The following is a 22662-nucleotide window of genomic DNA, read 5'->3' as shown; positions in this document are numbered from 1 at the left end:
CCTGCGCCATGACTGAAGCCCTGCAGACCAACGAGACCCTGACGACCCAGACCGACGCCTCTCGCACCAGGATCTCCGGAAGCCCCCTGCGCGGAGCACGCGTCCTCGTCACCGGCGGAGCCTCCGGGCTCGGCGCGGCCGTTGTGGAGGCCGTCTCGGGGGAAGGCGGCGTTCCGCTCGTCCTCGACCGCGCACCCGTGGCCGCTCCGCTGAAGGGCTGGCAAGTGGACCTCTCCGAGCGCGAGGCGGCCGAATCCGCCGTCGCCCGTGCGGCGGAGGAGGCGGGCGGACTCGACGCCGTGGTCTGCGCCGCGGGCGTGGACCGCTGCGGAGAGCTCGCCGAGGTCCCCGCGGACGAGTGGGAGAAAGTGATCCGCGTGAACCTCCTCGGCACAGCGGCGGTGGTCCGTGCCGCGCTCCCGCACCTCATGCGCTCACACGGACGCGTCGTCACCGTCGCCTCGACTCTCGGCCTCCGCGGGGCCGCCGGGGCCAGCGCCTACTGCGCGTCGAAGTTCGGAGTGATCGGCTTCAGCCGTGCTCTCGCGGCCGAGCTGAAGGGCCGCGTCGGCGTCACGACGTTGATCCCGGGCGGCATGGACACGGCGTTCTTCGACGACCGCCCCGAGCAGTACAAGCCGCATGACCGCAGCACGCTCAACCGCCCCTCGGACGTGGCACGCTCGGTCGTCTTCGCCCTCTCACAGCCGCAGGGATGCGAGGTCCGCGAGCTCCTCGTCGCCGGGTCCCTCGAGGACTCCTGGCCGTGAGCCCGTCCGACCTCCTGGCCAGGCTCAGCGCCCGGCCAGGAGGTCGCGGGCGTCCGCCAGCACCCTCTCGGTCGCCACACCGTCAACCCACGGCACCTCGTGCTCGCAGGGCTGCAGGAAGGGATCGGTGCCGTCCGCGCCGCACACCGGGCACAGCTGGCGCCACGAGACCTGCACCCGGTGGTGGCGGCGGCCCGTCGGCCCGGCGTTGATGAGGTTCGGCCCCCAGTACACGGAGGCCGTCGGCGTTCCCAGCGCCTGGGCCAGATGCCGGGGTCCGCTGTCATTCGCCACGACCAGGCGGGCGGTCGCGAGGAGGCCCAGGAGCCCTTGGAGGGACGTGCGCCCGGCTGCGGAGGCGATGCGTCCAGCCGCGCTGGGAGCCAGCCCTGCGGCGTCGTGCGCGATCCCGTCCGCGAGCCCGCGCTCGCCGTCGTCCCCCACGACGAGCACCTGCCACCCGTCCGCGGCGAGTTCCGCAGCGACGGCGGCGAAGCGGTCGGCCGGCCAGCGCCGGCGGGGATCGGTCGCCCCCGGATGCACGACGACGAGTCCCGGCCCGGGGCGCAGCCACTCGGCTGCTGCTGCGCCGTCGGCCGGGATGACGGCGAGACGCGGGTCGGTCACCACCGCGGGCGCGCCGGCGAGCGAGGCCACCTCGAGCCAGCGGCTCACCTCGCGCTGATAGTAGACGTGGGGCATGTCGCGCTCGAGCCGGAGGGCCTCCCGGGTGGCGCAGCCGACAGTGTGCGGTGCGCCCAGAGCCGCCACGAAGGGGTTGGAGTTCGCTCCCCCGCCATGGAGCTGGACGGCCAGGCCGACGCCCTCCGAGCGCAGGCCCGCGACCACCTCCTGGGTGGCAGGGTCGTCCCGCCAGGTGCGGCCCTGTGCGTCCGGAGCGTCGGGGAAGAAGGGGACGCGGACGATGCGGTCCGCGGGCGTCGGGCGCCCTTCGAGGACCGGGGCGAGCTTCGGCGTCGTGAGGAGGACGATTTCGGCGTCCCGGTAGGCCGCCCGGAGGGCTTCGAGCGCGGGAAGCGCCGCGACCAGGTCGCCGATCCCGCCGCCCCGGAGCACGGCGATCCGGCGTACGTCCTCGAACGGCGCTTCGTCGGTCTGCGCGGTGGCCCCCACGGTGCTGGCTTCTGCTGTCATCGTCCCTCCCGGCCCCTCGGGCCCTCCCTGCGCGGGCCCTCGTCGTCTTCGCCGTACCCCTGGGCTCGCCGCGGCAAACGGCGGTCGCACCGCCACCGGCACGCCGCACGTCCTCGGCCCGGCGGACGCCTATGTGCACGGAGCGCTGTGTGAGCGCACACCCGAGGGGTAACAAGCCGGTGCCCCAGCGTCAGGAGGAACGATGATGAGCGGCCTGCCCCACGAGGCCCGCCCCGACGAGGACCCAGTACCGGGAGCTGCGAAGGCACCCTCCCATCAAACACTCCCTGAGACCCGCGCGCAGAGCGTTGTCACGGAGATCCGGCGTGACCCCCGCACGGGACAGCCGGTTGCACGGCCCGTCCAGTCAGACCCGGCGCGGGCCGACGCAGCCCTCCGCTCGGCCCGCAGCGCCTGGACGATGTGGCGGCGTGTGCCGCAGGCGCAGCGCTCGGGGACCCTGCGCGAGCTCGCGGGAGCCGTCGAGTCCGCCGCCCATGAGCTCGCCGACCTGAACAGCCGGGAGACCGGGCGCCTCTTCGACGACGCGCTGGCGGGCGTGCGGTCCGGGGCCGAATCGCTGCGCCGGTACGCCGAGCTGAGCCTCCTCCGCTCCGGCCCCACCCTCGCCGGAGCCTTCTCGGGCCTCGACTTCACCGTCTACGAGCCACGCGGCCTCGTTCTGGGGCTGACGTCCTGGGATGACCCCGTCGCCACGGCGTGCGGCATAGCCGGCGCAGGCCTCGCGGCGGGGAATGTCGTGCTGCTCAAGCCCAGCGAGCGCTGCTCCGCGCTCGGCCGGAGGCTGGGGCGGCTCTTCGCCTCGGCGGTTCCCCCCGGCGTGCTCAGCACCCTCACGGGCGACGCCGAACTGGGCGCCGCGCTCGCGGGCGACGACAGGGTGAACGCGATCGTCCACGTCGGGTCCGCCGCGGTGGCGGACAGCCTGGTCGCGGCGTCGTGCCGCACCGGGGCCCATTTGGTCAGGGGGAGGGGCGGCAGCAGCTCCCTCATCGTCGACCGCGGTGTGGACCTCGGCTGGGCCGCCGCCTGCACGGCCCAAGCGGCCTTCCGGCACGCTGGCCAGCTCCTTTCTGCGCCGCGGCGGATCTTCGTCCTGCGCGATGTCGAAGAGGTCTTCCTCGACGAACTCGCAGAGCAGGCCCGCCGGTGGGCGGCGTCCGAGCGGGTGGGGCCGGTTGTCGACGAGTGGGCCCGGGGCGAGATCCACCGCGCCGTGCTCTCGGCGCTCGACGACGGCGCGGTCGTCCTCGCCGGCGGCCAGTTCGACGAAGGACCCGGATCCTTCTACCCGCCCACCGTCCTCGCACGGTGCGCACCGTCGATGAGCATCATGCGCGACCAGGTCCGCGGCCCAGTGGCTGCCGTCATGTCCGTGCAGACCTTCGACGAAGCGGTCGCGGAAGCGGCGGAGGAGCCCTGCGGCGCCTCGGCGACCGTCCTCACGCGGGACATCGGGCATGCGCAGCTGGCGGCCGCCGAGATCCCGGCGTCCAACGTCGCCGTCAACGGCCTGGCCGTGGGCGTGACCGGCACGGACGCGCCGGGCCTTCCCCAGGCGGGCAGCACGGCGGGATTCGGCCCGCGGCTGCTCGACGAGCTGAGCCGACCGAAGGTCATCCATCTCGAGCCGCCCGTGGCTGCCCGCGGGAGAGGGGAGTACTGAAGCATGGACGCCGAGCGCATTCTCGCTGCACTCCAGGGGAACCGGCCGTCGATCCTCGTGGTCGGCGACGTCGTGCTGGACCGGCGCTGGGAGGGGAGCGCCGAGCGCCTGTGCCGAGAGGGGCCCGTCCCGGTCGTCGACGTGGAGCGCATCGAGGACGCCCCGGGCGGAGCGGGCAACACCGCCGTCAACCTCGCCGCTCTCGGGGCCCGTGTGCGTCTGGTGGCCGTCGCGGGCGACGACGAGGCTGGCCATGCGCTCGCGGAACGCCTTGCTCAGTCGGGTGTGGACGCCCACGGGCCGGTGCGCAGCCGGGGCAGGAGCACGTCGGTGAAGTCGCGCATGGTGGGCCAGGGGCAGCTCCTGCTGCGCGTCGATGCGTGCCGGATCGCGGATGCCGACGAGGCCGACGCTGTCGCGGCTGCTGCCCTCGAGCTCGCCGGCAGGGTGGACGCAGTGGTCCTCTGCGACTACGGACTGGGCGCCCTGGCCCGCATCGACCGGGGCGCGCTGCGCGCGGCGGCCCGAGCGCTCATCGTCGATGCCCACACCCCGGCCGCCTGGCGGGACCTCCATGCTGACGTCGTGACCCCGAACGCCGCCGAGGCAGCAAGCATCGTCGGGGACGCCCCTCCACACGGAGACCGCCACTCGTGGGCGGGCAGGAACGCGGATGAGCTCCTCAACGCCACCGGGGCCGAGCACACACTCGTGACCCTGGACCGGGACGGTACGGTCCTGCTCGGCCGGGCCGGGGTGCTGCACGAGACCCACGCCCGTCCCGCCCCCGAGCAGAACGCCGTGGGCGCAGGGGACACATTCGTCGCAGGGGTGGCGTTCGCGCTCGCTGCAGGCCTTGCCCTCGACGACGCCGCCGACGTCGGGCAGGCAGCCGCGGACGTCGTCGTGCAGGTCCCGGGCACGACGACGTGCACCGCCGACCGCCTCCAGGCCGCGCTCCGCTCGGCCCAGCTCCCGCCCTCCGACCGGGTGCCGGGCAGCCTCCCAGCCGACGCGGGCCGGACGGCTCAAAGCAAACGGGGCGGCGTGGCGACCTGGGAGGCCGTGCGCGCAGCGTCGGAGGCGGCCCGCAGCCAGGGCCGGGCGGTCGTCCTGACGAACGGCGTCTTCGACGGCCTCCACCGGGGCCACGCGGCGTTCCTCGAGGAGGCGGCCGGCCTGGGCGGACTCCTCGTGGTGGGCGTGAACTCGGACGACTCCGTGCGCCAGCTCCGCGGCGACCCCCCCGCCGTGGGCGAGGAGGACCGCGCTGCCGTGGTCGCCGCGCTGGCCGCCGTCGACCACGCTGTCGTGTTCGACTCCGAGACCGCCGTCCCGCTCATCCGGGAGCTAAGGCCCGACGTCTACGTCAAGGGCGGGGACTACCTTCCGGGCATGCTCGCGGAGGCCGAGGCGGTCCGCGAGGTCGGCGGCCGGCTCGAGACGCTCGGGTACGTGGAGCGGCCCGCGCTCCGCCCACGTGTGCGGCGGGCCGGAGGATGAGCCGCCGCAGCCCCCACGAATGGGGGAACCGGCCCGACGCCGCGGCACCACCGCCGCTCGAGGTCCTCATCCCAACCCGCAACCGGCCCGCGGAGCTCGCCACGACGCTGGCGGGTCTCGCCGCCCAGGATGCCGAGGACTTCGGGGTCGTCGTCAGCGACCAGAGCGAGGGCGCCGCGGACTGGGAACACCCCGCCGCGGCCGCCATGCTGCGGGTCCTGCGCGCCCAAGGGCGCCGCGTCGCCGTCCACCGGCACCTTCCCCTCCGCGGCCTCGCCGAGCACCGCGACTTCCTCCTGGGCGTGTCCGCAGCGCCGCTGGTCCTGTTCCTGGACGACGACGTGTGGCTGGGCTCCGAGGCAGTGAGGGCCCTGGCCGAGGCCATCGGAAAGCTCGGCTGCGGATTCGTCGGCATGGCGGTCCAGGGGCTGTCCTATCTGGACGACGTCAGGCCCCACGAGCATGGAGAGCTCTCCCTCTGGGGGGACCGCGTCGAGCCCGAGAGGCTCAGCCGCGGAGGTCCCGGGTTTGACCGCTGGCGCCTCCACAACGCGGCGAACCCCGCCCACCTCGCCGCGCGGCTCCGCGAGGCGGGGGCCTTCCGCCACCGGGCCTGGGCCGCCTACCGGGTGGCCTGGGTGGGCGGGTGCGTCCTCTTCCGCCGCGCCGCGCTCGCAGAGTGCGGGGGCTTCGGCTTCTGGAAAGACCTCCCGCCGGACCACGCGGGGGAGGACGTCGTCGTGCAGTGGAGGGTCATGGAGCGGTACGGCGGCGCAGGCATCCTGCCCTCGCACGCCGTGCACCTCGAGAGCCCGACGACGGTCGAGGACCGCAGCACCGAGGCGGCCGAGGCCCTCGGGCTCGCCTGCCGGTGAACACGCCGCGGGACTGGTGTGAAACGAGGCCCGAACGGGAAGTATCCCGTGAAGAAGGAGGCCTAGCTGATCGATGCCATCTGAAACCACGGAGTACCGGAGGCAGACCCGGTACGGCATGTACCACCGGCGGGAGACCTATGCCGAGAAACTGGACCGGAACTGGTCCGAGATCCTGCAGGAGCTCCGCATCCTTCAGACCGGCCTCCAGCTCCTCGCCGGATTCCTGCTGACGCTTCCGTTCCAGAACCGCTTCAGCATCCTCGACGCCTACAGCGTGGGCCTCTATCTCGTCCTCGTGGTCATCGCGACCGCGGCGCTGCTCGTGGTGCTCATGCCGCTGAGCGTGCACCGCCGCCTGTTCCGCCGCAAGGTCAAGAACCGGCTGGTGCAGAGCGGCGACTGGGCGGCCAAGGCGGGCCTGGCGCTCGCAGCGCTGCTCCTCACCGGCACCACCTCGCTCATGTTCGACGTCGCCTTGGGCCGCTGGCAGTCTTGGGTCGTGGCCGGATGCCTTCTCGTGATGTGCCTCGTGATGCTCGTGGCTGTCCCGTCTGTGGTGGCGCGTACGCCGGAGCCCACGGTGCAGCCCGAGGACGAGGTCATCAGGCACGGCCCGGACGACCCGTACGGACCCTCCCAGTCTGACGCGACGGACCGCGACAACGGCGGTCCTTCGGAGGACGACGCGGCTGCGGGCGGCGCGCGGCATCGGGGGAAGTAGGCGCTGGCGAGTGCGTCGCCCGGGCCCAAGTTCCCTAGCGTCCCACGGAAACCGCCACCTAGGCTCGGGCCATGAGCGAAACCGAGCAGAACGTCCAGATGAGCGGCCGGCGCGGGATCGTCGTCGGAGTCGACGGCTCTCCCCTTTCCATCGAGGCCCTGCGGTGGGCGGCCCGTATGGAACCGACCGTCGGGGGGCCGATCACGGCGGTGTCGGTCTGGCACATCCCCACCTCCGGTGCCGCCTTCGCGGGGTACCCGGGGATCGACTGGAACCCCGAGCAGGACGCGGCAGGCGTCCTCGATGCCGCCCTCGGGGAGGCGTTCGGACCCACCCGCCCGGAGGGCCTCATCGCCAAGGCCATCGAAGGCCGGCCCTCGCAGGTGCTCGTCGAGGAGAGCGAGGACGCTGGAATGCTCGTGGTGGGTTCACGCGGCCTCGGCGGCCTCATGGGAACACTGCTGGGCTCCGTGAGCCGAGCCTGCGCAGAGCACGCGAAATGCCCGGTCCTCGTGCTCCACGGGGAGGAGACCGCAGCACCGCCGTCGGCCGGGGAGCAGGCGTAGCCATTCTGTGATCTCACCGGGGCCCAGGGACCCTTTACAGCCCGTGAGTCCGGGCGTGTACTGGTAGAGGCCAGCGGCTTCGGGCGCCGGCGCGAAGGCACCGACCTACCCACCACTGACCGATCCCCCGGGGGGACCGGGGGTGTCGAGTTGGGAGGAGCAACCCATGAAGAAATGGATGCGCTGGGAGGACTACGTGGCGATCGCCGCGGGTCTCTACACGGCGCTCGCCGTCCTGTGGACGTCACAGACGGCTTCGTCGACGACGCTCATGCTCGTCTTCGGCGTCCTGCTCATTGTCACGGGCGTCCTGAACCTCGCGATGCCGGGAACGCCGTGGCTCGAGTACGCGCAGGCCGCCTGCGGAGTGCTGCTGTTCCTGTCCCCGTGGATGGGCGCATACACCTCTCACACAGGTGCGTCGTGGACGTCGTGGATCGCTGGGATTGTCGCCGCTGGCGTGACCGCCGCGGCCATCAAGCCCGCCATGGACGCGCGCCATCACCGCGTGATGCCCTCGCACTGAGCGAGTCTCCCTTTCCGATCGGCCGCGGCCCCGTCACCGGAGCCGCGGCCCTTTCACGTCTCCCCCGACGCGCGACGGTCAGGCGTGCCGGGCCCGCACCCAGACGAACTCCTGGGCTGGGAGGGTGATGCCGTCGGAGAGCAGCACCGTCTGGCCGGTGAAGAGGTCCTCCGCCGCGGGGGCGAACCCGGACAGCGTCCCCGGGGCGATGTGCTGGGCACTGTCCGAGAAGTTCGCGAAGGCGACCACGGCGCCGTCGTACGCGGGCCGCTGGTAGCCGAGGACGTGATCGCTCCCCGTGGCGAAGTCGATGAGCCGGTTCCCGGCCAATTCCGGCGTCCTGGCCCGCACTGCCAGCATCTTCTTGAGGCCCGCGTAGATCTGCCCCTCGATGGTCCACGGGTCGTTGCGGTGCGCATACCGCGCGGCCGGGTAGTGCGGCCGGTGGACCCAGCGGGAGTCGGAGCCGTGCCCGGGCTCGTCGGCGTAGGCGTAGTCGTTGAGCTGGCCCACCTCGTCGCCGAGGTAGATCAGGGGAATCCCCCCGGTGCTGATCGCGATCGAGTGCGCGAGGAGGATGCGCCGGACGGCCTCCTCCGTGCCGTCCTCGAGTCCGCACAGGGACGCCGTGGTGCCGGAGATGCGGCAGTCGCCCGTCTTCGGGTTGTCCTGGAAGGGCACGCCGCGGGCGAAGCTCCCGGGGTACCGGTTGACGTAGAAGCGGTTGAGGAAGCGGCGGTGGTCGAAGCCGTTGATGCCCAGTTCGGCGGCGTCCTCGTCCGCGAACGTCCAGCCGATGTCGTCGTGGCTGCGCACGTAGTTGACCCAGGCGGTGCCCGCGGGGAGGCTGTGCCGGCGCTCGAGGGCCTGAGCGAGGAGGCGGACGTCCCGCGTGGCCAGTGCCTCCCACGTGAGGGCCATCTCGAGCGGGTTGTAGGAAATCTGGCACTCGGCGGGGTCGATGTACTTGACCACCTCGTCCGGGTGCACGATGGCCTCGGACTTGAACACGAGCGACGGGGCGGCGAGCCGGCACACCGCGTTGAATGCGCGCAGGAGCAGATGCGCCTCGGGCAAATTCTCGCAGGCCGTGCCGAGCTGCTTCCAGATGAACGCGACCGCATCCATCCGCAGGATCTCCACGCCCTGGTTCGCCAGGAAGAGCATCTCCCCGGCCATGGCCCTGAAGACCGCCGGATTCGAGTAGTTGAGGTCCCACTGGAAGGTATGGAAGGTTGCCCACACCCAGCGGCCGTCCGGCATGGGGACGAAGGCCCCCGGATGGTCGTCGGGGAAGATCTCCCGGACGGTCTGCTCGTAGGCGTCAGGCATGGCCCGGTCGGGGAAGATCCAGTAGTAGTCCTCGAACTCGGCCTCGCCCGCCGCGGCGCGCCGGGCCCACACGTGCTCGTCGGAGGTGTGGTTGAAGATGAAGTCGACGACGAGGCTGATCCCGTTCGCCCGGAATTCCGCGGCGAGGGCGCGGAGCTGATCCATGGTTCCGAGCCTGGGGTTCACCTCGCGGTAGCTCGAGACGGCGTACCCGCCGTCGGAATTGGGCTCAGGCGCGAGGAAGAGCGGCATGAGGTGCAGATAGGTCAGGCCGAGCTCCCTGAAGTAGGGGATACGCTCCCGCAGCCCCTCGAGGGTCCCCGCATACCTGTCCACGTAGCAGACCGCGCCCAGCATGCGCTCGGACTGGAACCAGTCCGGCTCGGCCTCGCGGCGCTCGTCGAGGGTCTTGAGGTCCTCGGACCGGTCCTGCCAGGACGCCGCACATTCGACGACAAGCCGCGCGAGGTGGTCCTGCCAGTCCGCCCGAGTCCCGTAGAGCTGCTCGAAGAGGCGCTCCAGATCAGGGAAGTGGGTGTCGAAGCGGCGGCGGAACACCTCCCAGCCGGGTCCTGAGCGGACGACGCCGCCGTCCGCCTCGAGCGCGGCGAGCACCCTCTCGCGGGGCTGCTGTCCGGCGGTGGCCCGCTCCGGCGCGGTGGCCTTCTCCGACAAGGTTCCTCCTGGGCTCGCGCGACCGCGGCCCGGCAGGCCCGCATGGACCTACGTTACGGCGCGTGCGGGCGCGGCGGAACCGTCCGCGGGGGCGTGGGCGAGCGGGCCTGGCGGGGCGGCGTCGCAAGGACGCCTACCGGTCGAGACGGCCCGCCGTGGTGTTCCCGATGACGCCGAGCACCCACAGGACGAAGAGGACCAGGGCTATCGAGAGCACGGTGAGACCTCCTGGGGAAATGTGCCTTCACGGGTCACCAACCGCTCCCGCCCACTTCAAGCACATCCGCCGCGTTGCCCTCTTCGGGAAGGGCTGAGGGAGTGCGAGAGTGGATCCAGGGGCACGGCCCGAGAGTCCATAGGAGGGGGCGTGGGATCAGATGAGCCCGGAGGCCCGGAGGTGGCCGGCAGCCACCTCGGCCGCTACCGCCAGATCGCCGAGACCCTGGCCCGGCACGGGCTGGGTTTCGCCATCGGGGCGGCCCGCCTACAGCGGTGGGTGCCGCTGCGCCGCGGGCTCCTCGGCCCCGAGGCCCGTCGGGAGCCCTACTCCAACCCCGAGCACCTGCGGCTGGCCTTGGAACAGCTCGGCCCGACGTTCATCAAGCTCGGCCAGGCGCTCTCCACCCGGCAGGACCTCCTTCCGGGCCCCTACCGGCAGGAGCTGGCCCGCCTCCAAGACCAAGCCCCGCCGGTCCCAGCGGCTTCCGTCGTGGAGGCCATCGAACGCGAGCTCGGGGGAGCCCCCCAGGAAGTCTTCGCCTCCTTCGATCCCTCCCCGTTGGCCAGCGCCTCGCTGGGCCAGGCGCACGCGGCCACTCTGGCCGACGGGACCGAGGTGGTGGTCAAGGTCCGCCGGCCCGGAGTGGTCGAGCAAGTCGAGCTCGACCTGGAGATCATCGCCAACCTCGCCGCTCAGGCCTCGCGGCATTGGGATGCCGCTGCGGACTACGACGTGGCTGGCATCGCCGAGGAGTTCGCCCGGACGCTGCGGGCAGAGCTGGACTATCTGGCGGAGGCCCGCAACGCGGAGCGCTTCCGTGCCAGCTTCTCAGCAGATCCTGGGATCCACGTACCCCGGGTCTATTGGGACAGCACCACCTCCCGGGTCCTGACCCTCGAGCGGATCCGGGGCATCAAGATCAGCGACCTGGCCGCGCTCGACGCCGCGGGAATCGACCGCCGGGCCCTGGCCGCACGCTACGCAGATGCCGTGGCGAAGATGGTCTTCGAGGACTGCTTCTTCCACGCCGATCCGCACCCGGGCAACCTGTTCGTGGAGCCCGACCCCGCGCTCCCAGGCGGGCGGATCGGGCTGATCGACTTCGGGATGGTCGGCACTGTCGATCCTCAGCTCCGCGACCACCTCTCTGGTCTGCTGATCGCGGTGTCGCGTCGGGATCCCCGCGCCGCGGCGCGAGCTCTCTCCGACGCCTCCACCGGCAGGAGGCGTCCGGACCTGGGCCGCCTCAGCGAGGACCTGGCCCCAGTCATGCGCCTGTATGCCGAGCGGCCGCTGTCCGAGGTGCCGCTTGGAGCGTTCGTTCGGGAGCTCCTGGTCGTCGTGCGCCGCTACCGCCTCCAGCTGCCCCGAGAGCTCGCCCTGCTCCTGCGGATGCTCGTGATGGTCGAGTCCCTGGCGGTCACGCTGGATCCCGGATTCCAGTTCGGCGCCGTGATCGGTCCCTGGGCCGAATCCCTCGCCCTGGAGAGGTTCGCCCCGCTCGCCGTCCTCCGCCGCCTCGGGCAGGCCGGAAGCGAGCTGGTGGACGCGGCCGGCCGCCTGCCCCGCCAGCTTCGCGCTCTGGAGGATGCCCTGGAGCGCGGCGGAGCTCAGATCAGCCTCCGCCCCGGCGAGCTCGATGAGCTGGTCGCACACCTGGATGCGGCGGCCCAGCGGGTGGCGGTCGCCACCCTTGCCGCGGCATCGATCCGGAGCCTCGGGGAGATCCTCGCCTCCCAGCCCCAAGGGCGGACCCGGGCCCTGCGGACGGCCCTGACGGGGGCCGGCATCGTCGCCTCTGCCTCGCTGGCGGCCTATCTGGCGTGGACCGGGCGTCGGCGGACTTGACCCCGCTGCCCCTCCGACCCACGAGGACCTGGTAACACGCCGCAGGGTGGGGCCGGGCAGCTGGGCCCCTCCGTCGGCAGCTGTGCTCCCCAGAGGCACGAAAAAGCCCCTCCTGTCCGCGTTTCCGCAGGCCAGAAGGGGTTCTATGGAGCCTCCTAGCAGGATCGAACTGCTGACCTTCTCATTACGAGTGAGACGCTCTACCGTCTGAGCTAAGGAGGCAACCGGGACTCCGCCTGAAGCGGAACCACCGAGTGAATACTCTAGTCGAGCCATGCGGCCCCGGTCAAAACGACGTCAGGGGCTCTTTCCGGCCCCTGTTCACCCGCAGTACGCGGCGAGTTCAGGAGTGCGATGGCCCGGGCTGGGATGCTCGGCAGAACCCGGCCCACGAGGGGCCCGACGAGAGGATCGAGGTCACCTGTGACGCTGCAGCTGGCGGCCGAGCACACACGCGCGATGCGTCTGGCCGTGCTGGACATGAACGGCACCACCGTGACGGACGGCGGCGCCGCCGAGAGGGCGGTCGAGCAGGCGCTGGCCTCCTGCGGCGTCACCGGCGAGCGACTCGCCGACGCCCTCGCGCGGTCCAGGCGCAGCGCCGGGCTGGACCGCAGCGCGCTCTTCGCCCAGGTCTTCGCCGACGACGGCGAGTCGGCCCGCGCAGCCGCGCGCACCTTCTCCGCGGCCTACGACGCCATGATCGCCGAGGGGGCTGTGGAGCCCGTCCCCGGTGCTGAGGAGACCGTCCACGCGCTGCGCGAGCGGGGGGTCAAGGTGTGCCTCGCGACGGGCTTCGGCCGGCACACCCAGAACAGCATCCTTGAGGCCCTGGGCTGGATGGGCCTGGCTGACCTCTCGCTCTGCTCCGAGGACGCAGGCCGGGGCCGGCCGTCCCCGGACATGGTGCTCACCGCCGTTCTGGCGCTGGACATCGAGGACGTGCGCGACGTGGTCGTCGTCGGGGACACGGAGGCAGACATCGCCTCGGGCCTGCGCTCCGGTGCGGGCGCGGCGGTCGGCGTCCTCACCGGCGCCCAGACGGAGGCCGAGCTGCGCGCGGCGGGGGCGACCGACGTCGTGCGCTCCATCGCGGACCTGCCCGCGCTCCTGTGGCCCGAGCCCGCCGGCTTCCGCCAGTCCTAGCCTCCCCGGTGCCCGGCGCGGGCGCCCGTCAGCAGCGGGCGCCGTCGGTGGGCGCGGAGCCGTCGACGAGGTAGGAGTCCACGGCCTTGTCGACGCAGGACGAGCCGCGCCCGTAGGCCGTGTGGCCCTCGCCCTGCCACGTCAGGAGCGCGGCGTTCCCGAGCTGCTTCCGTAGCGAGCCGGCCCACTCGACCGGCGTCGCCGGGTCTCCGGTCGTGCCGAGGACCATAATCGTGCTCTCGCCCGAGTAGGCCGCCGGGGCCGGCGTGCGGACCGGTTTGGCAGGCCAGTCGCGGCAGTTCACGCCGCCATAGGCGAAGGACTCCCCGAGGGTCGGGGAGACCTCGGCGAGCTGTGCGGCCTCCGCCCGCATCGCTGTGGGGTCGGACTGGGTCGAGTAGTCGAGGCAGTTGTACGCGAGGAACGCGAACGACGAGTTCGAGCTGTACGTCCCATTGCTCTCGCGGTCCGCCGCGAGGTCCGCGAGCCGCAGCATCCCGCTGCCGTCGCCCCGCAGCGCCGGGCCGAGGGCCTGGGTGAGTGCGGGCCAGTTGCGGTCGTTGTAGAGCGGGAGGATGAATCCGTTGACGAAGTCCGTCGCGGTCACCTTGCGGCCGCTGCTCGTATTCAGCGGCTGGTCCTTCACGCGCGCAATGAGGGCCTGGATCTGCGCGACGGCGTCGTCCTCGGTGCCCGACAGCGGGCACCCGGACTGCGTGAGGCAGGAACGGACGTAGGAGTGGACGGCTTTCTCGAAGGCGCGGGCCTGGCCCACGGTGATCTCGTGGTTCGACAGGGACGAGTCGAGCGCGCCGTCGAGCACCATCCGGCCCACACGGTCCGGGAACTGCGAGGCGTAGGTCGAGCCGAGGAACGTCCCGTAGGAGTACCCGAGGTAATCGAGGCGCACCTGGCGGGTCGCGGCGGCGCGGATGATGTCGAGGTCCTTGGCGGCGCTGACGGTGTCCGTGTGCGCGAGGATGGGCCCCGAGTTCGCGGCGCACGCGTCGATGAGCGCCTTCTGTTCGGTGAACGCCTGCTGCAGGCCGGCGTCGGTTGACGGGTCCACGGTCGACTGGCGCATCCTGTCCCGCTCGGCGTCCTTGACGCACGTGATGGGGGCGGAGCGCTTGACGCCGCGCGGGTCGAAGCCGATCACGGAGTAGTTGTCCAGGAGCTTCTGGCTGAACATGGACTTCGCGGAGTCCTTGACCATGTCCACGCCGGAGCCGCCCGGGCCGCCCGGGTTCACCACGAGGCTCGCCTTCGCGTTCCGGCCGGTCAGGCGGATGAGCGACAGCTTGACGGTGTCACCGGAGGGGTCGGCGTAGTCAATGGGCACCGAGACGGTGGCGCACTCGTAGCTGCCCTCGCAGCTGGACCAGGAGACCTCCTGCGTGTAGAAGCGCTCGAGCCCGGCGGGTGCGCCCTCGGTCGCGGCGGCTTCCGCGCTCGGCTGGCTGCTCTCGAACGGCGCGCACGCTGTGAGGGTGAGGACGGCGGCGAGCAGCGCCACGAGAGCGGTGCGGATCCGGCGCACGACGGCGCGTGGGCGCTCCGGGCGCGGGGAAGCGGGGTTCGTCACTGGTCTCCTAGATCAGGCCAACGGCCATCGCCTCGACCGCGAGGAGCGGGGCGACATTGGTTGTCGTGATGCGTTGGCGGGTCAGGTTGATGGCGTCCATGCGGGCAAGGGTCGTCTCCGGCGTGGAGGCCGCCGCGAACTGGCCGATCTCCTCGGCCAGGTGCGCGTTCACGGGCTCCACGCCTCCGTCGAGCTGGACCATGAGCACGTCCCGGTAGAACGAGAGCAGGTCCGTGAGGGTACGGTCGAGGGAATCCGTGACGCTGCGCTTCGCCCGGCGCTTCTGGTCCTCTTCGAGCGCCCGGACCTGGGCACGCAGGGACGGCGGGAGCTTGTCCCCCTCGCCGACGCCCAAAGTCGCGAGCAGCTTGGCCCGCTCCGCGGCGTCGCGCTCCTCGTTGGAGGAGGCGGCCTCCTCGGTCGCGATGCGGACGAGCTGGTCCGCGAGGGCCACGGCCTGCGAGACGGTCTTCAGGGTCAGCGGCACGCGGACCGTCTCGGCGCGCCGCTCGCGCGCGTCGGCGTCGTGGGCGAGCCGGCGGGCGATGCCGATGTGGCTCTGCGCCGCCCGCGCCGCCTCGAGGGCGAGCGCCGGGTCCGCGCCGTCGCGCTCGACGAGGAGGGCAGCGACGTCCGCGACGGGCGGCAGTCGCAGCCCCACCGGGCGGCAGCGGGAGCGGATGGTGACGAGCACGTCCGCAGGGGAGGGCGCGCACAGCATCCAGATGGTCCTGGGGGTCGGCTCCTCGATGGCCTTCAGGAGCACGTTCGTGGTCCGCTCCGCCATGCGGTCGGCGTCCTCGACCACGATGATGCGGTACCGGCCGGATTGCGGGCGGTCCCCGGCCTTCGCCACCATCTCGCGCGCCTCGTCGATGGTGATCGTGACCTTCTCGGTCCGGACGAACGCGACGTCGGGGTGCGACTCCGCGAGGATCGTCAGGCAGCCCGTGCACTCGCCGCAGCCGCGGGCCATGACGTCGTCGACCTCGCAGTTCAGGGCCGCGGCGAAAGCCTTGGCCGCGGTCGAGCGGCCCGAGCCGGGGGGACCGGTGAACAGCCACGCGTGGGTGAGCCCGTCGCCGGCGGCGGCCCGGCGGAGCTGGTCGACGACCGGGGCCTGGCCGCGCAGGGCGTCCCACACAGTCATGAGGCGACCCGTTCGTCGAGGGCGGATGCGACGGCCTCGAGCACCTCGCGGGCGATCTCGGTGGGCGGCCTCGCTCCGTCGATGACGCGGTACGCCTCGGGGCGCGCGGCCGCGAGGTCGAGGAAGGCCCGGCGCACGCTGCGGTGGAACGCGTCCGGCTCGGACTCGAGGCGGTCCTCGGCGGCGTCGCCTGCGGTACGCCGCGCGCGGCCCTCGCCCTCGTCGACGTCGAGCAGGATCGTCAGGTCTGGCCAGAGCCCGTCCGTGGCCCACTCGTTGAGGGCCCGCACGTCGTTGGGACCGAGCCGCCGCCCGACCCCCTGGTACACCACCGACGAGCCGATGTAGCGGTCCGTGACCACGACGGCGCCGCGCGCGAGCGCCGGGCGGATCGCCTGGGCGACGTGGGCGGCCCGGGCGGCGGCGAAGATGAGGGCCTCCGTGCGCGCGTCGATCTCGCCGTGCCCGTGGTCCAGGACGAGAGAGCGCAGCTTCTCGCCGATCTCGGTCCCGCCCGGTTCCCGGGTCAGCAGCACCTCGCGGCCGAGCGCGTGCAGGGAGTCGGCAAGGAGGCGGGCCTGGGTGGATTTCCCGGCTCCGTCCCCGCCCTCGAACGCAACGAAGAGGCCCGGGGCGCTCTGGCTGCCGGGCATGGCGGAGGAAGGGGGAAGGACGGAGGGACTCACCTCTCCTAGGGTACCGGGAGAGGCTGGACGTGCGGTGGACGTGCCCCGGCCTGTGGACAACTCGGCGCTGCGGGCGCCGCGAGTGAGTGGCCTACATTGGGGGCATGACCGCTGATCCCACGTACCCCCACCTCGACGACGCCGCCCTCGCGGCCCTGTCCCCGGAGACGCTTGCCGTCGCCGCGGGCCGTCCTGAGCGGGGCCCGGACAGCCCGGTGAACCCGAGCATCGTCCTCTCGTCGACGTTCGTGGGACTCGGAGGGATCGACCAGACGGCCCGCGGCTACGCCCGCTTCTCCAACCCGACCTGGGAACCGTTCGAGGATGCGGTGGGCAAGCTCGAGGGAGCGCCGCTGCCGGCGCTGCTGTTCAGCTCCGGCATGGGAGCCGTCGCCGCCGCCATGAGCCTTGTCCCCGTGGGCGGCGTGCTCGTCGCGCCGCGCCATTCCTACTCCGGCACGCTCGGGCTCGCCCAGCTCAAGGCCGAGCGCGGCGAGCTGGACCTCCTCGAGGTCGACATCGAGGACACCTCCGCCACGGTGGCCGCGCTCGACGGCGCCGACGTCCTGTGGGTCGAGAGCCCCACGAACCCGATGATGGAGGTCGCCGACCTGCCCGCGCTCGTCGCCGCCGCGAAGGCCCGCGGGGTGCTCGTCGTCGTCGACAACACCTTCTCGACCCCCCTGGGGCAGAAGCCGCTCGCGGTCGGTGCGGACGTCGTCGTGCATTCGGCGACCAAGTACCTCGCGGGCCACTCGGACGTGCTCCTCGGCCTCGCCGTGACGGCGAACGAGACGCTGCGCGCACGGCTCCACCAGCACCGCACCCTGCACGGCGCCATCGCCGGGCCAGTCGAGGCATGGCTGGGACTGCGCGGCCTGCGCACCCTCGCGCTGCGCGTCGAGCGGTCCCAGGCCACCGCGGGGGAGCTGGCCCGGCGTCTGGCCGAGCACCCGGCGGTGACGCGTGTGCGCTACCCGGGCCTCCCCACCGACCCGGGCCACGAGCGCGCCGCGGCGCAGTTCGAGGGCTTCGGGTCGATCGTGAGCATCGAGCTGGCCACGGCCCAGGCCGCCGACGCCTTCGTCGGCCGGCTCGCCCTCTGGCTCCCGGCCACGAGTCTGGGCGGGGTGGAATCCACGATCGAACGCCGTCGGCGGCACGCTGCCGAGCCGCTCAGCGTGCCCGAGGGGCTCGTGCGGCTGAGCGTCGGGATCGAACATGCCGACGACCTGTGGGCGGACCTCAAGCAGGCCCTCGACGCCGGGCTGTAGGCTGAGACTGTGGACGGCAAGGCCCTCATCGACCTGATCACTCTCGCCTCGTTCTACGTGACGGGGTTCATCTGCGCTGCCATCGCCGTCTGGGCCTTCATCGACTGCCTCATCCGCAGGGGGCCCGCGTTCGAGGCGAACTTCAAGCGCACCAAGGGCTTCTGGCTGGGGCTCACCGGCGGAGCGGCGCTCGTGACGCTCCTCGGCCTGCTGTTCCCCGGGAGCGGGTTCATCTTCGCGTTCGGCGGCTACGGCCTGTTCAACATCGCCGCCGTCACGGCGGCCGGGGTGTACCTCGCCGACGTGCGCCCCGCGGTCATGTCCCGCTGACACACCCCACCACCCCCGCCGAGGTCACCCCGTGTGGGGGCGAGGTCACCCCGTCCCGCACCTAGACTTGCCTGCGTGGTGCAGAAGGCGAGGCCGATCCGGACCGCGCCCGGGCAGCGCGTGCGCGGCGTCGTCGGCAACGTCACCCGCGGCACCACCAACCCCAACCGCATGCGCCGCGTCGACAGGTGGATCACCGGCACCCAGGCGCGCCGGCTCCTTGCCCCGCCGCCGGCACCGCTCGCCGTCGACCTCGGCTACGGCGCCTCCCCGATCACCGCAGTCGAGCTGTTCCTCCGTCTCCGCGCGCTGCGCCCCGACGTGCGCCTCACGGGCGTCGAAATCGAGCCGACCCGCGTGGCCGCCGCCAAGCCCCTCGAGCGCGAGGGCCTCGACTTTCGCGTCGGCGGATTCGAGCTCCCCGTCGACGAGCCGCCCGTCCTCGTGCGGGCCTTCAATGTGCTGCGCCAGTACGAGGAGGCCGACGTTGCGGCCGTCTGGGACCTCGTGCGCTCCCGGCTCGCCCCCACGGGGATCTTCGTCGAGGGCACGTGCGACGAGGTCGGCCGCCGGGCCGCCTGGGTGACGCTCGACGCCGTCGGCCCCCGCGCGCTGTCCCTCGCCGTCCGCTTCGGGTCCTTCGAGCGGCCCTCGGACGCGGCCGAGCGGCTCCCCAAGGCGCTGATCCACCGCAACGTCCCCGGCGAGCGCATCCACGCGTTCCTCTCCGCGCTCGACGCCGCGTGGCTGGCTGCCGCCCCGCTCGCGGCGTTCGGCACCCGGCAGCGCTGGGTCGCGATGTGCCACACGGTCAAAGCGGCAGGCTGGCCCGTCCTGCACCGCCCGAGCCGCTGGCGTCTGGGGGAGATCACGGTGACATGGGGCGCAGTCGCCCCCGACGGCCTGCCCTGACGCTGTCCCGTGCGGGTTCGTCACGGAAACGGACCCCGCCCCGGCTCCCGATAGCATGAGCCCATGACCTACACGCTCATCCTGCTGCGCCATGGGCACAGCGAGTGGAACGCCAAGAATCTGTTCACCGGCTGGGTGGACGTGGACCTCAACGACCAGGGCCGCGAGGAGGCGCGCCGGGGCGGCGAGCTCCTCGTGGAGAAGGGCTACCTGCCCGACATCCTGCACACGTCGCGGCTCAAGCGCGCGATCAACACCGCGAACATCGCCCTCGACGCGGCGGACCGCGGATGGATCGACGTCAAGCGCTCCTGGCGCCTCAACGAGCGCCACTACGGCGCGCTCCAGGGCAAGGACAAGGCCCAGACGCTCGCCGAGTTCGGCGAGGAGCAGTTCATGGTCTGGCGCCGCTCCTACGACACCCCGCCGCCCGCTCTCGCGGACGACTCGGAGTTCAGCCAGGTCGGGGACCCGCGCTACGCGGACCTCGGCGACGAGATGCCCCGCACCGAGTGCCTCAAGGACGTCCTGACGCGCCTCATGCCGTACTGGGAGTCCGAGATCAAGCCGGACCTCACCGCCGGCAAGAAGGTCCTGGTGACGGCGCACGGCAACTCGCTGCGCGCCCTCGTCAAGCACCTCGACGGGATCAGCGACGACGACATCGCCGGCCTGAACATCCCCACGGGCATCCCCCTCGTCTACGAGCTCGACGAGAACTTCGAGCCCATCACGCGCGGCGGCACCTACCTCGACCCCGAGGCCGCGGCGGCCTCGATCGAGGCGGTCAAGAACCAGGGCCGCAAGTAGCAGCCCCGGCCTTCCCCTGACGGCAGCGCAGACGACGGCGGCCGCCCACCTCGCGAGGTGAGCGCCCCCCGTCGTGCGTGGTGGCCTCAGTTGGCCGCGCTGTCGCCGTCCCATTCGCCGGTGACGAGGTAGGAGACCTTGCGGGCCACCGAGACGCCGTGGTCGGCGAAGCGCTCGAGGTAGCGGCTCGCGAGCGCGGCATCGACGGTGCTGCTGGGGCTCTCCGACCATGACGGGTCGGCGACCGAGCGGAAGACGCTTGCGTGGAGCTCGTCGATCTCCGCGTTGGCGCCCTGGATCTTCGCCACGAGGCTCATATCGTGGGTCTCGAGGAGCTCGGCAACCGACTCGATGATGAGCTGGTCGAGTTCGGCCATACGGCTGAACGTCGGGCGCACCGCCGCGGGGGCCGCGTTCTCGGGGTAGCGCAGTCGGGCCAGCTGCGCGATGTGCCGGGCGAGGTCGCCCATGCGCTCGAGCGAGGCGCTCATGCGCAGCGACCCCACGATGATGCGCAGGTCCGACGCCACGGGGCCTTGGAGGGCCAGGATCTCGATGGCCTTCTCGTCGAGGGCGGTCTGCTTGAAGTCGATGTGCGCGTCCGCCGCAATGACCTCCTGGGCGAGCTCGACATCCGCCGTCTCGAAGGACGTGACCGCCTTGCTGAGTGCTTCCGCGACAAGCTTGGCGATCTCCGCGAGCTCCTCGCGGACCTCTTGGAGTTCTGCCTGGAATACCTTGCGCACAGGACGTCCTTTCACTGGGTGCTCCGATTCGGGCGATCGACCCGACGCTCGATCCGTCACACTGTCAGCGGCGGATGAATTGTTGCCCGCCTGGAAGTGAACGTTAGTTGAACCGGGGGTCTGCGGCCAGCTGACCGGCCCGGAGGCGCGTGGTGCCGGGCCTAAGCTAGGGGAGTGGATCCTCTCGTCGTCGGCATCGTGGCGGGCCTTCTCGGCCTGTCATTCGGCGCCTTCGGTGTCCTCGCGTTCCGGGCCAGCCAGCGCCAGCGGCAGCTCCTGGAGGGCCCCACCCCGGAGCCCGGATTCCCCGAGGGCGCCGCGGACGTGCTCTCCGTGCTCGGCAAGGCCTTCGTCGTGGTGGACGCCATTGACGGGGTCGTCCGCGCGAGTCCCGCGGCGTACGCGTACGGGCTCGTGCGCGGCCATACGGTGGTGCACCGGGAACTGCTGCAGATGACGGCGAAGGTGCGCGGGAACGGTGTCATCCTCGAGAAGCAGTTCGAACTGCCCCGCGGCCCGCTCGGACAGGGCACCATCATCGTCAGCGTCCGCGCCGCCGTGCTCGGGGACGAGTACATCCTGCTCCTCGCCGATGACCGCACCGAGATCACGCGCACCGAGCGCATCCGCAACGACTTCGTCGCGAACGTCTCCCACGAGCTCAAGACGCCCGTCGGCGCGATCTCCCTGCTCGCCGAGGCCCTCGAGACCAGCCCGGACGACGAGGACACCGTGCGCCGGTTCGCGCAGCGCATGCACAAGGAGGCGAGCCGCCTCGCGGCCCTCGTCCAGGACATCATCGAGCTCTCCAGGCTCCAGGGCGCCGACGTCGTCCACCAGGGCAAGCCGGTGGACATCAACGACGTGGTGGCGGACGCCGTCGACCGCTCCCGGCTCGCCGCCGAGGCCAAGAACATCGAGGTCCGGGTGGGCGGACGCACGGACGTGCCCGTGTACGGCGACGCCGACCTGCTGGCGAATGCCTTCCGCAACCTCATCGACAACGCGATCCGCTACTCGCCCGAGAACACGAAGGTCGGGGTCGGGATCCGCCACAAGGACGGTCTTGTGAGCGTGTCCGTCACGGACCAGGGCGAGGGCCTCAAGCCCGAGGACCAGGAGCGGGTGTTCGAGCGGTTCTACCGCGTGGACGCCGCGCGGTCGCGGCAGACCGGTGGAACGGGGCTCGGCCTGAGCATCGTCAAGCACGTGGTCGAGAACCACGGCGGCGAGGTCACGGTGTGGTCCCAGCCCGGGAAGGGTTCGACCTTCACGGTGAGGCTGCCGGATCTGGAGAAGGAACCGGAAGAAGAGAGCGCGGCCGCCCGGCCGCCTGAGCAAGGAGCTATCGCTTGAGCAGGATCCTGATCGTCGAGGACGAGGAGTCGTTCAGCGACCCGCTGTCCTTCCTCCTCGCGAAGGAGGGGTACGAGGTCGAGGTGGTGGACAACGGCAGCGAGGCGCTCGTCGAATTCGACCGCAACGGTGCCGACCTCGTCCTCCTCGACCTCCAGCTTCCGGGCACGCCCGGCACAGAGGTCTGCCGGCAGCTGCGTGCGCGCTCGAGCGTTCCCGTCATCATGCTCACGGCGAAGGACTCGGAGATCGACAAGGTCGTGGGCCTCGAGCTCGGCGCCGACGACTACGTGACCAAGCCGTACTCCTCGCGCGAGCTCGTGGCGCGGGTCCGCGCCGTCCTGCGCCGCCACGGCGAGCCGGAGGAGCTCATCTCCTCCACGGTGCACGCGGGGCCGGTGCGGATGGACGTCGAGCGGCACGTGGTGAGCGTCGACGGCGAGCAGATCGCGCTGCCGCTGAAAGAGTTCGAGCTCTTGGAGATGCTCCTGCGCAACTCCGGCCGCGTGCTCACCCGGGGCCAGCTCATCGACCGGGTGTGGGGCTCCGACTATGTGGGCGACACCAAGACGCTCGACGTCCACGTCAAGCGCCTCCGCTCCAAGATCGAGCCCGACCCCTCGAGCCCCCGCTACCTCATCACCGTCCGCGGCCTGGGCTACAAGTTCGAGCCCTGATCCTCCCCTCCCGTTCCATCGACTGCTCCACAAGTGTCGTTCTGGAGCCCCAGAACCGCACTTACGGAGCAGTCGATGGAGTGGGGACGCAGGCGCACGCACAAGCCAC

At 71.9% G+C, this 22662-nt stretch carries 21 protein-coding genes and 1 tRNA gene; 15 read left to right on the top strand and 7 right to left on the bottom strand.

Annotation, left to right across the window (positions count from 1 at the left end; genetic code table 11):
- Window positions 1-71 precede the first annotated feature (71 nt).
- Complete coding sequence (locus ABD298_RS16575) at window positions 72-770, top strand: SDR family oxidoreductase (RefSeq protein ID WP_425564474.1); 699 nt, start codon at window positions 72-74, stop codon at window positions 768-770.
- A gap of 24 nt (window positions 771-794) precedes the next feature.
- Here the strand turns inward: ABD298_RS16575 and ABD298_RS16570 are convergent, their stop codons facing one another.
- Window positions 795-1925, bottom strand: coding sequence for a glycosyltransferase family 9 protein (locus tag ABD298_RS16570; protein ID WP_344300896.1), 1131 nt, complete (start codon window positions 1923-1925; stop codon window positions 795-797).
- Between the two features lie 205 nt (window positions 1926-2130).
- Between ABD298_RS16570 and ABD298_RS16565 the strand changes: the two genes are divergently transcribed.
- From ABD298_RS16565 to ABD298_RS16540, 6 genes are all read left to right on the top strand, one after another.
- Window positions 2131-3612, top strand: coding sequence for an aldehyde dehydrogenase family protein (locus tag ABD298_RS16565; protein WP_344300895.1), 1482 nt, complete (start codon window positions 2131-2133; stop codon window positions 3610-3612).
- 3 nt (window positions 3613-3615) lie between these two features.
- Window positions 3616-5115, top strand: coding sequence for a PfkB family carbohydrate kinase (locus ABD298_RS16560; RefSeq protein WP_344300894.1), 1500 nt, complete (start codon window positions 3616-3618; stop codon window positions 5113-5115).
- Window positions 5112-5990: a glycosyltransferase family A protein gene (locus ABD298_RS16555; protein WP_344300893.1), complete on the top strand. Its 879-nt coding sequence runs from the start codon at window positions 5112-5114 to the stop codon at window positions 5988-5990. The genes ABD298_RS16560 and ABD298_RS16555 overlap by 4 nt, the downstream gene beginning before the upstream one ends.
- A 73-nt stretch (window positions 5991-6063) precedes the next feature.
- Window positions 6064-6714: a DUF6328 family protein gene (locus ABD298_RS16550; RefSeq protein ID WP_344300892.1), complete on the top strand. Its 651-nt coding sequence runs from the start codon at window positions 6064-6066 to the stop codon at window positions 6712-6714.
- Between the two features lie 71 nt (window positions 6715-6785).
- On the top strand, window positions 6786-7280 hold the full coding sequence (locus tag ABD298_RS16545; RefSeq protein ID WP_344300891.1) for a universal stress protein: 495 nt from the start codon (window positions 6786-6788) through the stop codon (window positions 7278-7280).
- 166 nt (window positions 7281-7446) lie between these two features.
- Window positions 7447-7806 carry an SPW repeat domain-containing protein gene (locus ABD298_RS16540; RefSeq protein ID WP_344300890.1) on the top strand — a complete coding sequence of 120 codons (360 nt, stop codon included), beginning with the start codon at window positions 7447-7449 and terminating at the stop codon, window positions 7804-7806.
- A gap of 78 nt (window positions 7807-7884) precedes the next feature.
- Here ABD298_RS16540 and ABD298_RS16535 read toward each other — a convergent pair whose 3' ends face one another.
- Window positions 7885-9813 carry an alpha-amylase family protein gene (locus ABD298_RS16535; RefSeq protein ID WP_425564468.1) on the bottom strand — a complete coding sequence of 643 codons (1929 nt, stop codon included), beginning with the start codon at window positions 9811-9813 and terminating at the stop codon, window positions 7885-7887.
- Window positions 9814-10180: 367 nt separating this feature from the next.
- On the opposite strand from ABD298_RS16535, the gene ABD298_RS16530 reads away from it, so the two are divergent.
- Window positions 10181-11881 carry an ABC1 kinase family protein gene (locus ABD298_RS16530; RefSeq protein WP_344300889.1) on the top strand — a complete coding sequence of 567 codons (1701 nt, stop codon included), beginning with the start codon at window positions 10181-10183 and terminating at the stop codon, window positions 11879-11881.
- Window positions 11882-12027: 146 nt separating this feature from the next.
- On the opposite strand, the gene ABD298_RS16525 is transcribed toward ABD298_RS16530, so the two are convergent.
- Window positions 12028-12103 (bottom strand) — tRNA-Thr (locus tag ABD298_RS16525).
- A 201-nt stretch (window positions 12104-12304) separates the two neighbouring features.
- On the opposite strand from ABD298_RS16525, the gene ABD298_RS16520 reads away from it, so the two are divergent.
- The gene (locus ABD298_RS16520) at window positions 12305-13027 is read left to right on the top strand and encodes an HAD-IA family hydrolase (RefSeq protein WP_344300888.1); all 723 of its coding nucleotides are present in this window, start codon (window positions 12305-12307) and stop codon (window positions 13025-13027) included.
- Window positions 13028-13055: 28 nt separating this feature from the next.
- On the opposite strand, the gene ABD298_RS16515 is transcribed toward ABD298_RS16520, so the two are convergent.
- The 3 genes from ABD298_RS16515 to tmk are packed head-to-tail and all read right to left on the bottom strand — an operon-like array spanning window position 13056 to window position 16415.
- On the bottom strand, window positions 13056-14612 hold the full coding sequence (locus ABD298_RS16515) for an alpha/beta hydrolase (RefSeq protein ID WP_344300887.1): 1557 nt from the start codon (window positions 14610-14612) through the stop codon (window positions 13056-13058).
- A gap of 7 nt (window positions 14613-14619) precedes the next feature.
- Window positions 14620-15762 (bottom strand): DNA polymerase III subunit delta', encoded by a 1143-nt coding sequence (locus ABD298_RS16510; RefSeq protein ID WP_344300886.1) that lies wholly within the window; start codon window positions 15760-15762, stop codon window positions 14620-14622.
- The gene (gene tmk / locus ABD298_RS16505) at window positions 15759-16415 is read right to left on the bottom strand and encodes a dTMP kinase (RefSeq protein ID WP_344300999.1); all 657 of its coding nucleotides are present in this window, start codon (window positions 16413-16415) and stop codon (window positions 15759-15761) included. The genes ABD298_RS16510 and tmk overlap by 4 nt, the downstream gene beginning before the upstream one ends.
- A gap of 137 nt (window positions 16416-16552) precedes the next feature.
- Between tmk and ABD298_RS16500 the strand changes: the two genes are divergently transcribed.
- The 4 genes from ABD298_RS16500 to ABD298_RS16485 all read left to right on the top strand — a co-directional run bounded on the left by ABD298_RS16500 (window position 16553) and on the right by ABD298_RS16485 (window position 19774).
- Window positions 16553-17722, top strand: coding sequence for a trans-sulfuration enzyme family protein (locus ABD298_RS16500; RefSeq protein ID WP_344300885.1), 1170 nt, complete (start codon window positions 16553-16555; stop codon window positions 17720-17722).
- A 9-nt stretch (window positions 17723-17731) separates the two neighbouring features.
- Window positions 17732-18052, top strand: coding sequence for a DUF2516 family protein (locus ABD298_RS16495; protein ID WP_208711628.1), 321 nt, complete (start codon window positions 17732-17734; stop codon window positions 18050-18052).
- Window positions 18053-18127: 75 nt separating this feature from the next.
- Window positions 18128-18964, top strand: a complete 837-nt coding sequence (locus tag ABD298_RS16490; RefSeq protein WP_344300883.1) for an O-methyltransferase — start codon at window positions 18128-18130, stop codon at window positions 18962-18964.
- Window positions 18965-19027: 63 nt separating this feature from the next.
- On the top strand, window positions 19028-19774 hold the full coding sequence (locus ABD298_RS16485; protein ID WP_208711630.1) for a phosphoglyceromutase: 747 nt from the start codon (window positions 19028-19030) through the stop codon (window positions 19772-19774).
- An 86-nt stretch (window positions 19775-19860) separates the two neighbouring features.
- Here ABD298_RS16485 and phoU read toward each other — a convergent pair whose 3' ends face one another.
- Complete coding sequence (gene phoU / locus ABD298_RS16480; RefSeq protein WP_344300882.1) at window positions 19861-20520, bottom strand: phosphate signaling complex protein PhoU; 660 nt, start codon at window positions 20518-20520, stop codon at window positions 19861-19863.
- 174 nt (window positions 20521-20694) lie between these two features.
- Here phoU and ABD298_RS16475 point away from each other — a divergent pair, with 174 nt between their 5' ends.
- Both ABD298_RS16475 and ABD298_RS16470 read left to right on the top strand, forming a co-directional pair.
- On the top strand, window positions 20695-21876 hold the full coding sequence (locus ABD298_RS16475; protein ID WP_344300881.1) for a sensor histidine kinase: 1182 nt from the start codon (window positions 20695-20697) through the stop codon (window positions 21874-21876).
- Window positions 21873-22553, top strand: coding sequence for a winged helix-turn-helix domain-containing protein (locus ABD298_RS16470; RefSeq protein ID WP_344300880.1), 681 nt, complete (start codon window positions 21873-21875; stop codon window positions 22551-22553). The genes ABD298_RS16475 and ABD298_RS16470 overlap by 4 nt, the downstream gene beginning before the upstream one ends.
- The last annotated feature ends 109 nt before the right edge of the window (window positions 22554-22662 follow it).

Source organism: Sinomonas flava, from assembly GCF_039531875.1.
Lineage (GTDB): Bacteria > Actinomycetota > Actinomycetes > Actinomycetales > Micrococcaceae > Sinomonas > Sinomonas flava.
The sequence above is the reverse complement of the archived record's forward strand: the minus strand, read 5'-3'. Positions and strand labels throughout refer to the sequence as shown.

Bases quoted from the DNA above. Each gene is read 5' to 3' on its own strand.
- ABD298_RS16550 (WP_344300892.1), top strand. From the start codon at position 6,064: ATGCCATCTGAAACCACGGAGTACCGGAGGCAGACCCGGTACGGCATG.
- ABD298_RS16570 (WP_344300896.1), bottom strand. From the start codon at position 1,925: ATGACAGCAGAAGCCAGCACCGTGGGGGCCACCGCGCAGACCGACGAA.
- tmk (WP_344300999.1), bottom strand. From the start codon at position 16,415: ATGCCCGGCAGCCAGAGCGCCCCGGGCCTCTTCGTTGCGTTCGAGGGC.
- ABD298_RS16500 (WP_344300885.1), top strand. From the start codon at position 16,553: ATGACCGCTGATCCCACGTACCCCCACCTCGACGACGCCGCCCTCGCG.
- ABD298_RS16565 (WP_344300895.1), top strand. From the start codon at position 2,131: ATGAGCGGCCTGCCCCACGAGGCCCGCCCCGACGAGGACCCAGTACCG.
- ABD298_RS16555 (WP_344300893.1), top strand. From the start codon at position 5,112: ATGAGCCGCCGCAGCCCCCACGAATGGGGGAACCGGCCCGACGCCGCG.
- ABD298_RS16560 (WP_344300894.1), top strand. From the start codon at position 3,616: ATGGACGCCGAGCGCATTCTCGCTGCACTCCAGGGGAACCGGCCGTCG.
- ABD298_RS16540 (WP_344300890.1), top strand. From the start codon at position 7,447: ATGAAGAAATGGATGCGCTGGGAGGACTACGTGGCGATCGCCGCGGGT.
- ABD298_RS16485 (WP_208711630.1), top strand. From the start codon at position 19,028: ATGACCTACACGCTCATCCTGCTGCGCCATGGGCACAGCGAGTGGAAC.
- ABD298_RS16510 (WP_344300886.1), bottom strand. From the start codon at position 15,762: ATGACTGTGTGGGACGCCCTGCGCGGCCAGGCCCCGGTCGTCGACCAG.
- ABD298_RS16545 (WP_344300891.1), top strand. From the start codon at position 6,786: ATGAGCGAAACCGAGCAGAACGTCCAGATGAGCGGCCGGCGCGGGATC.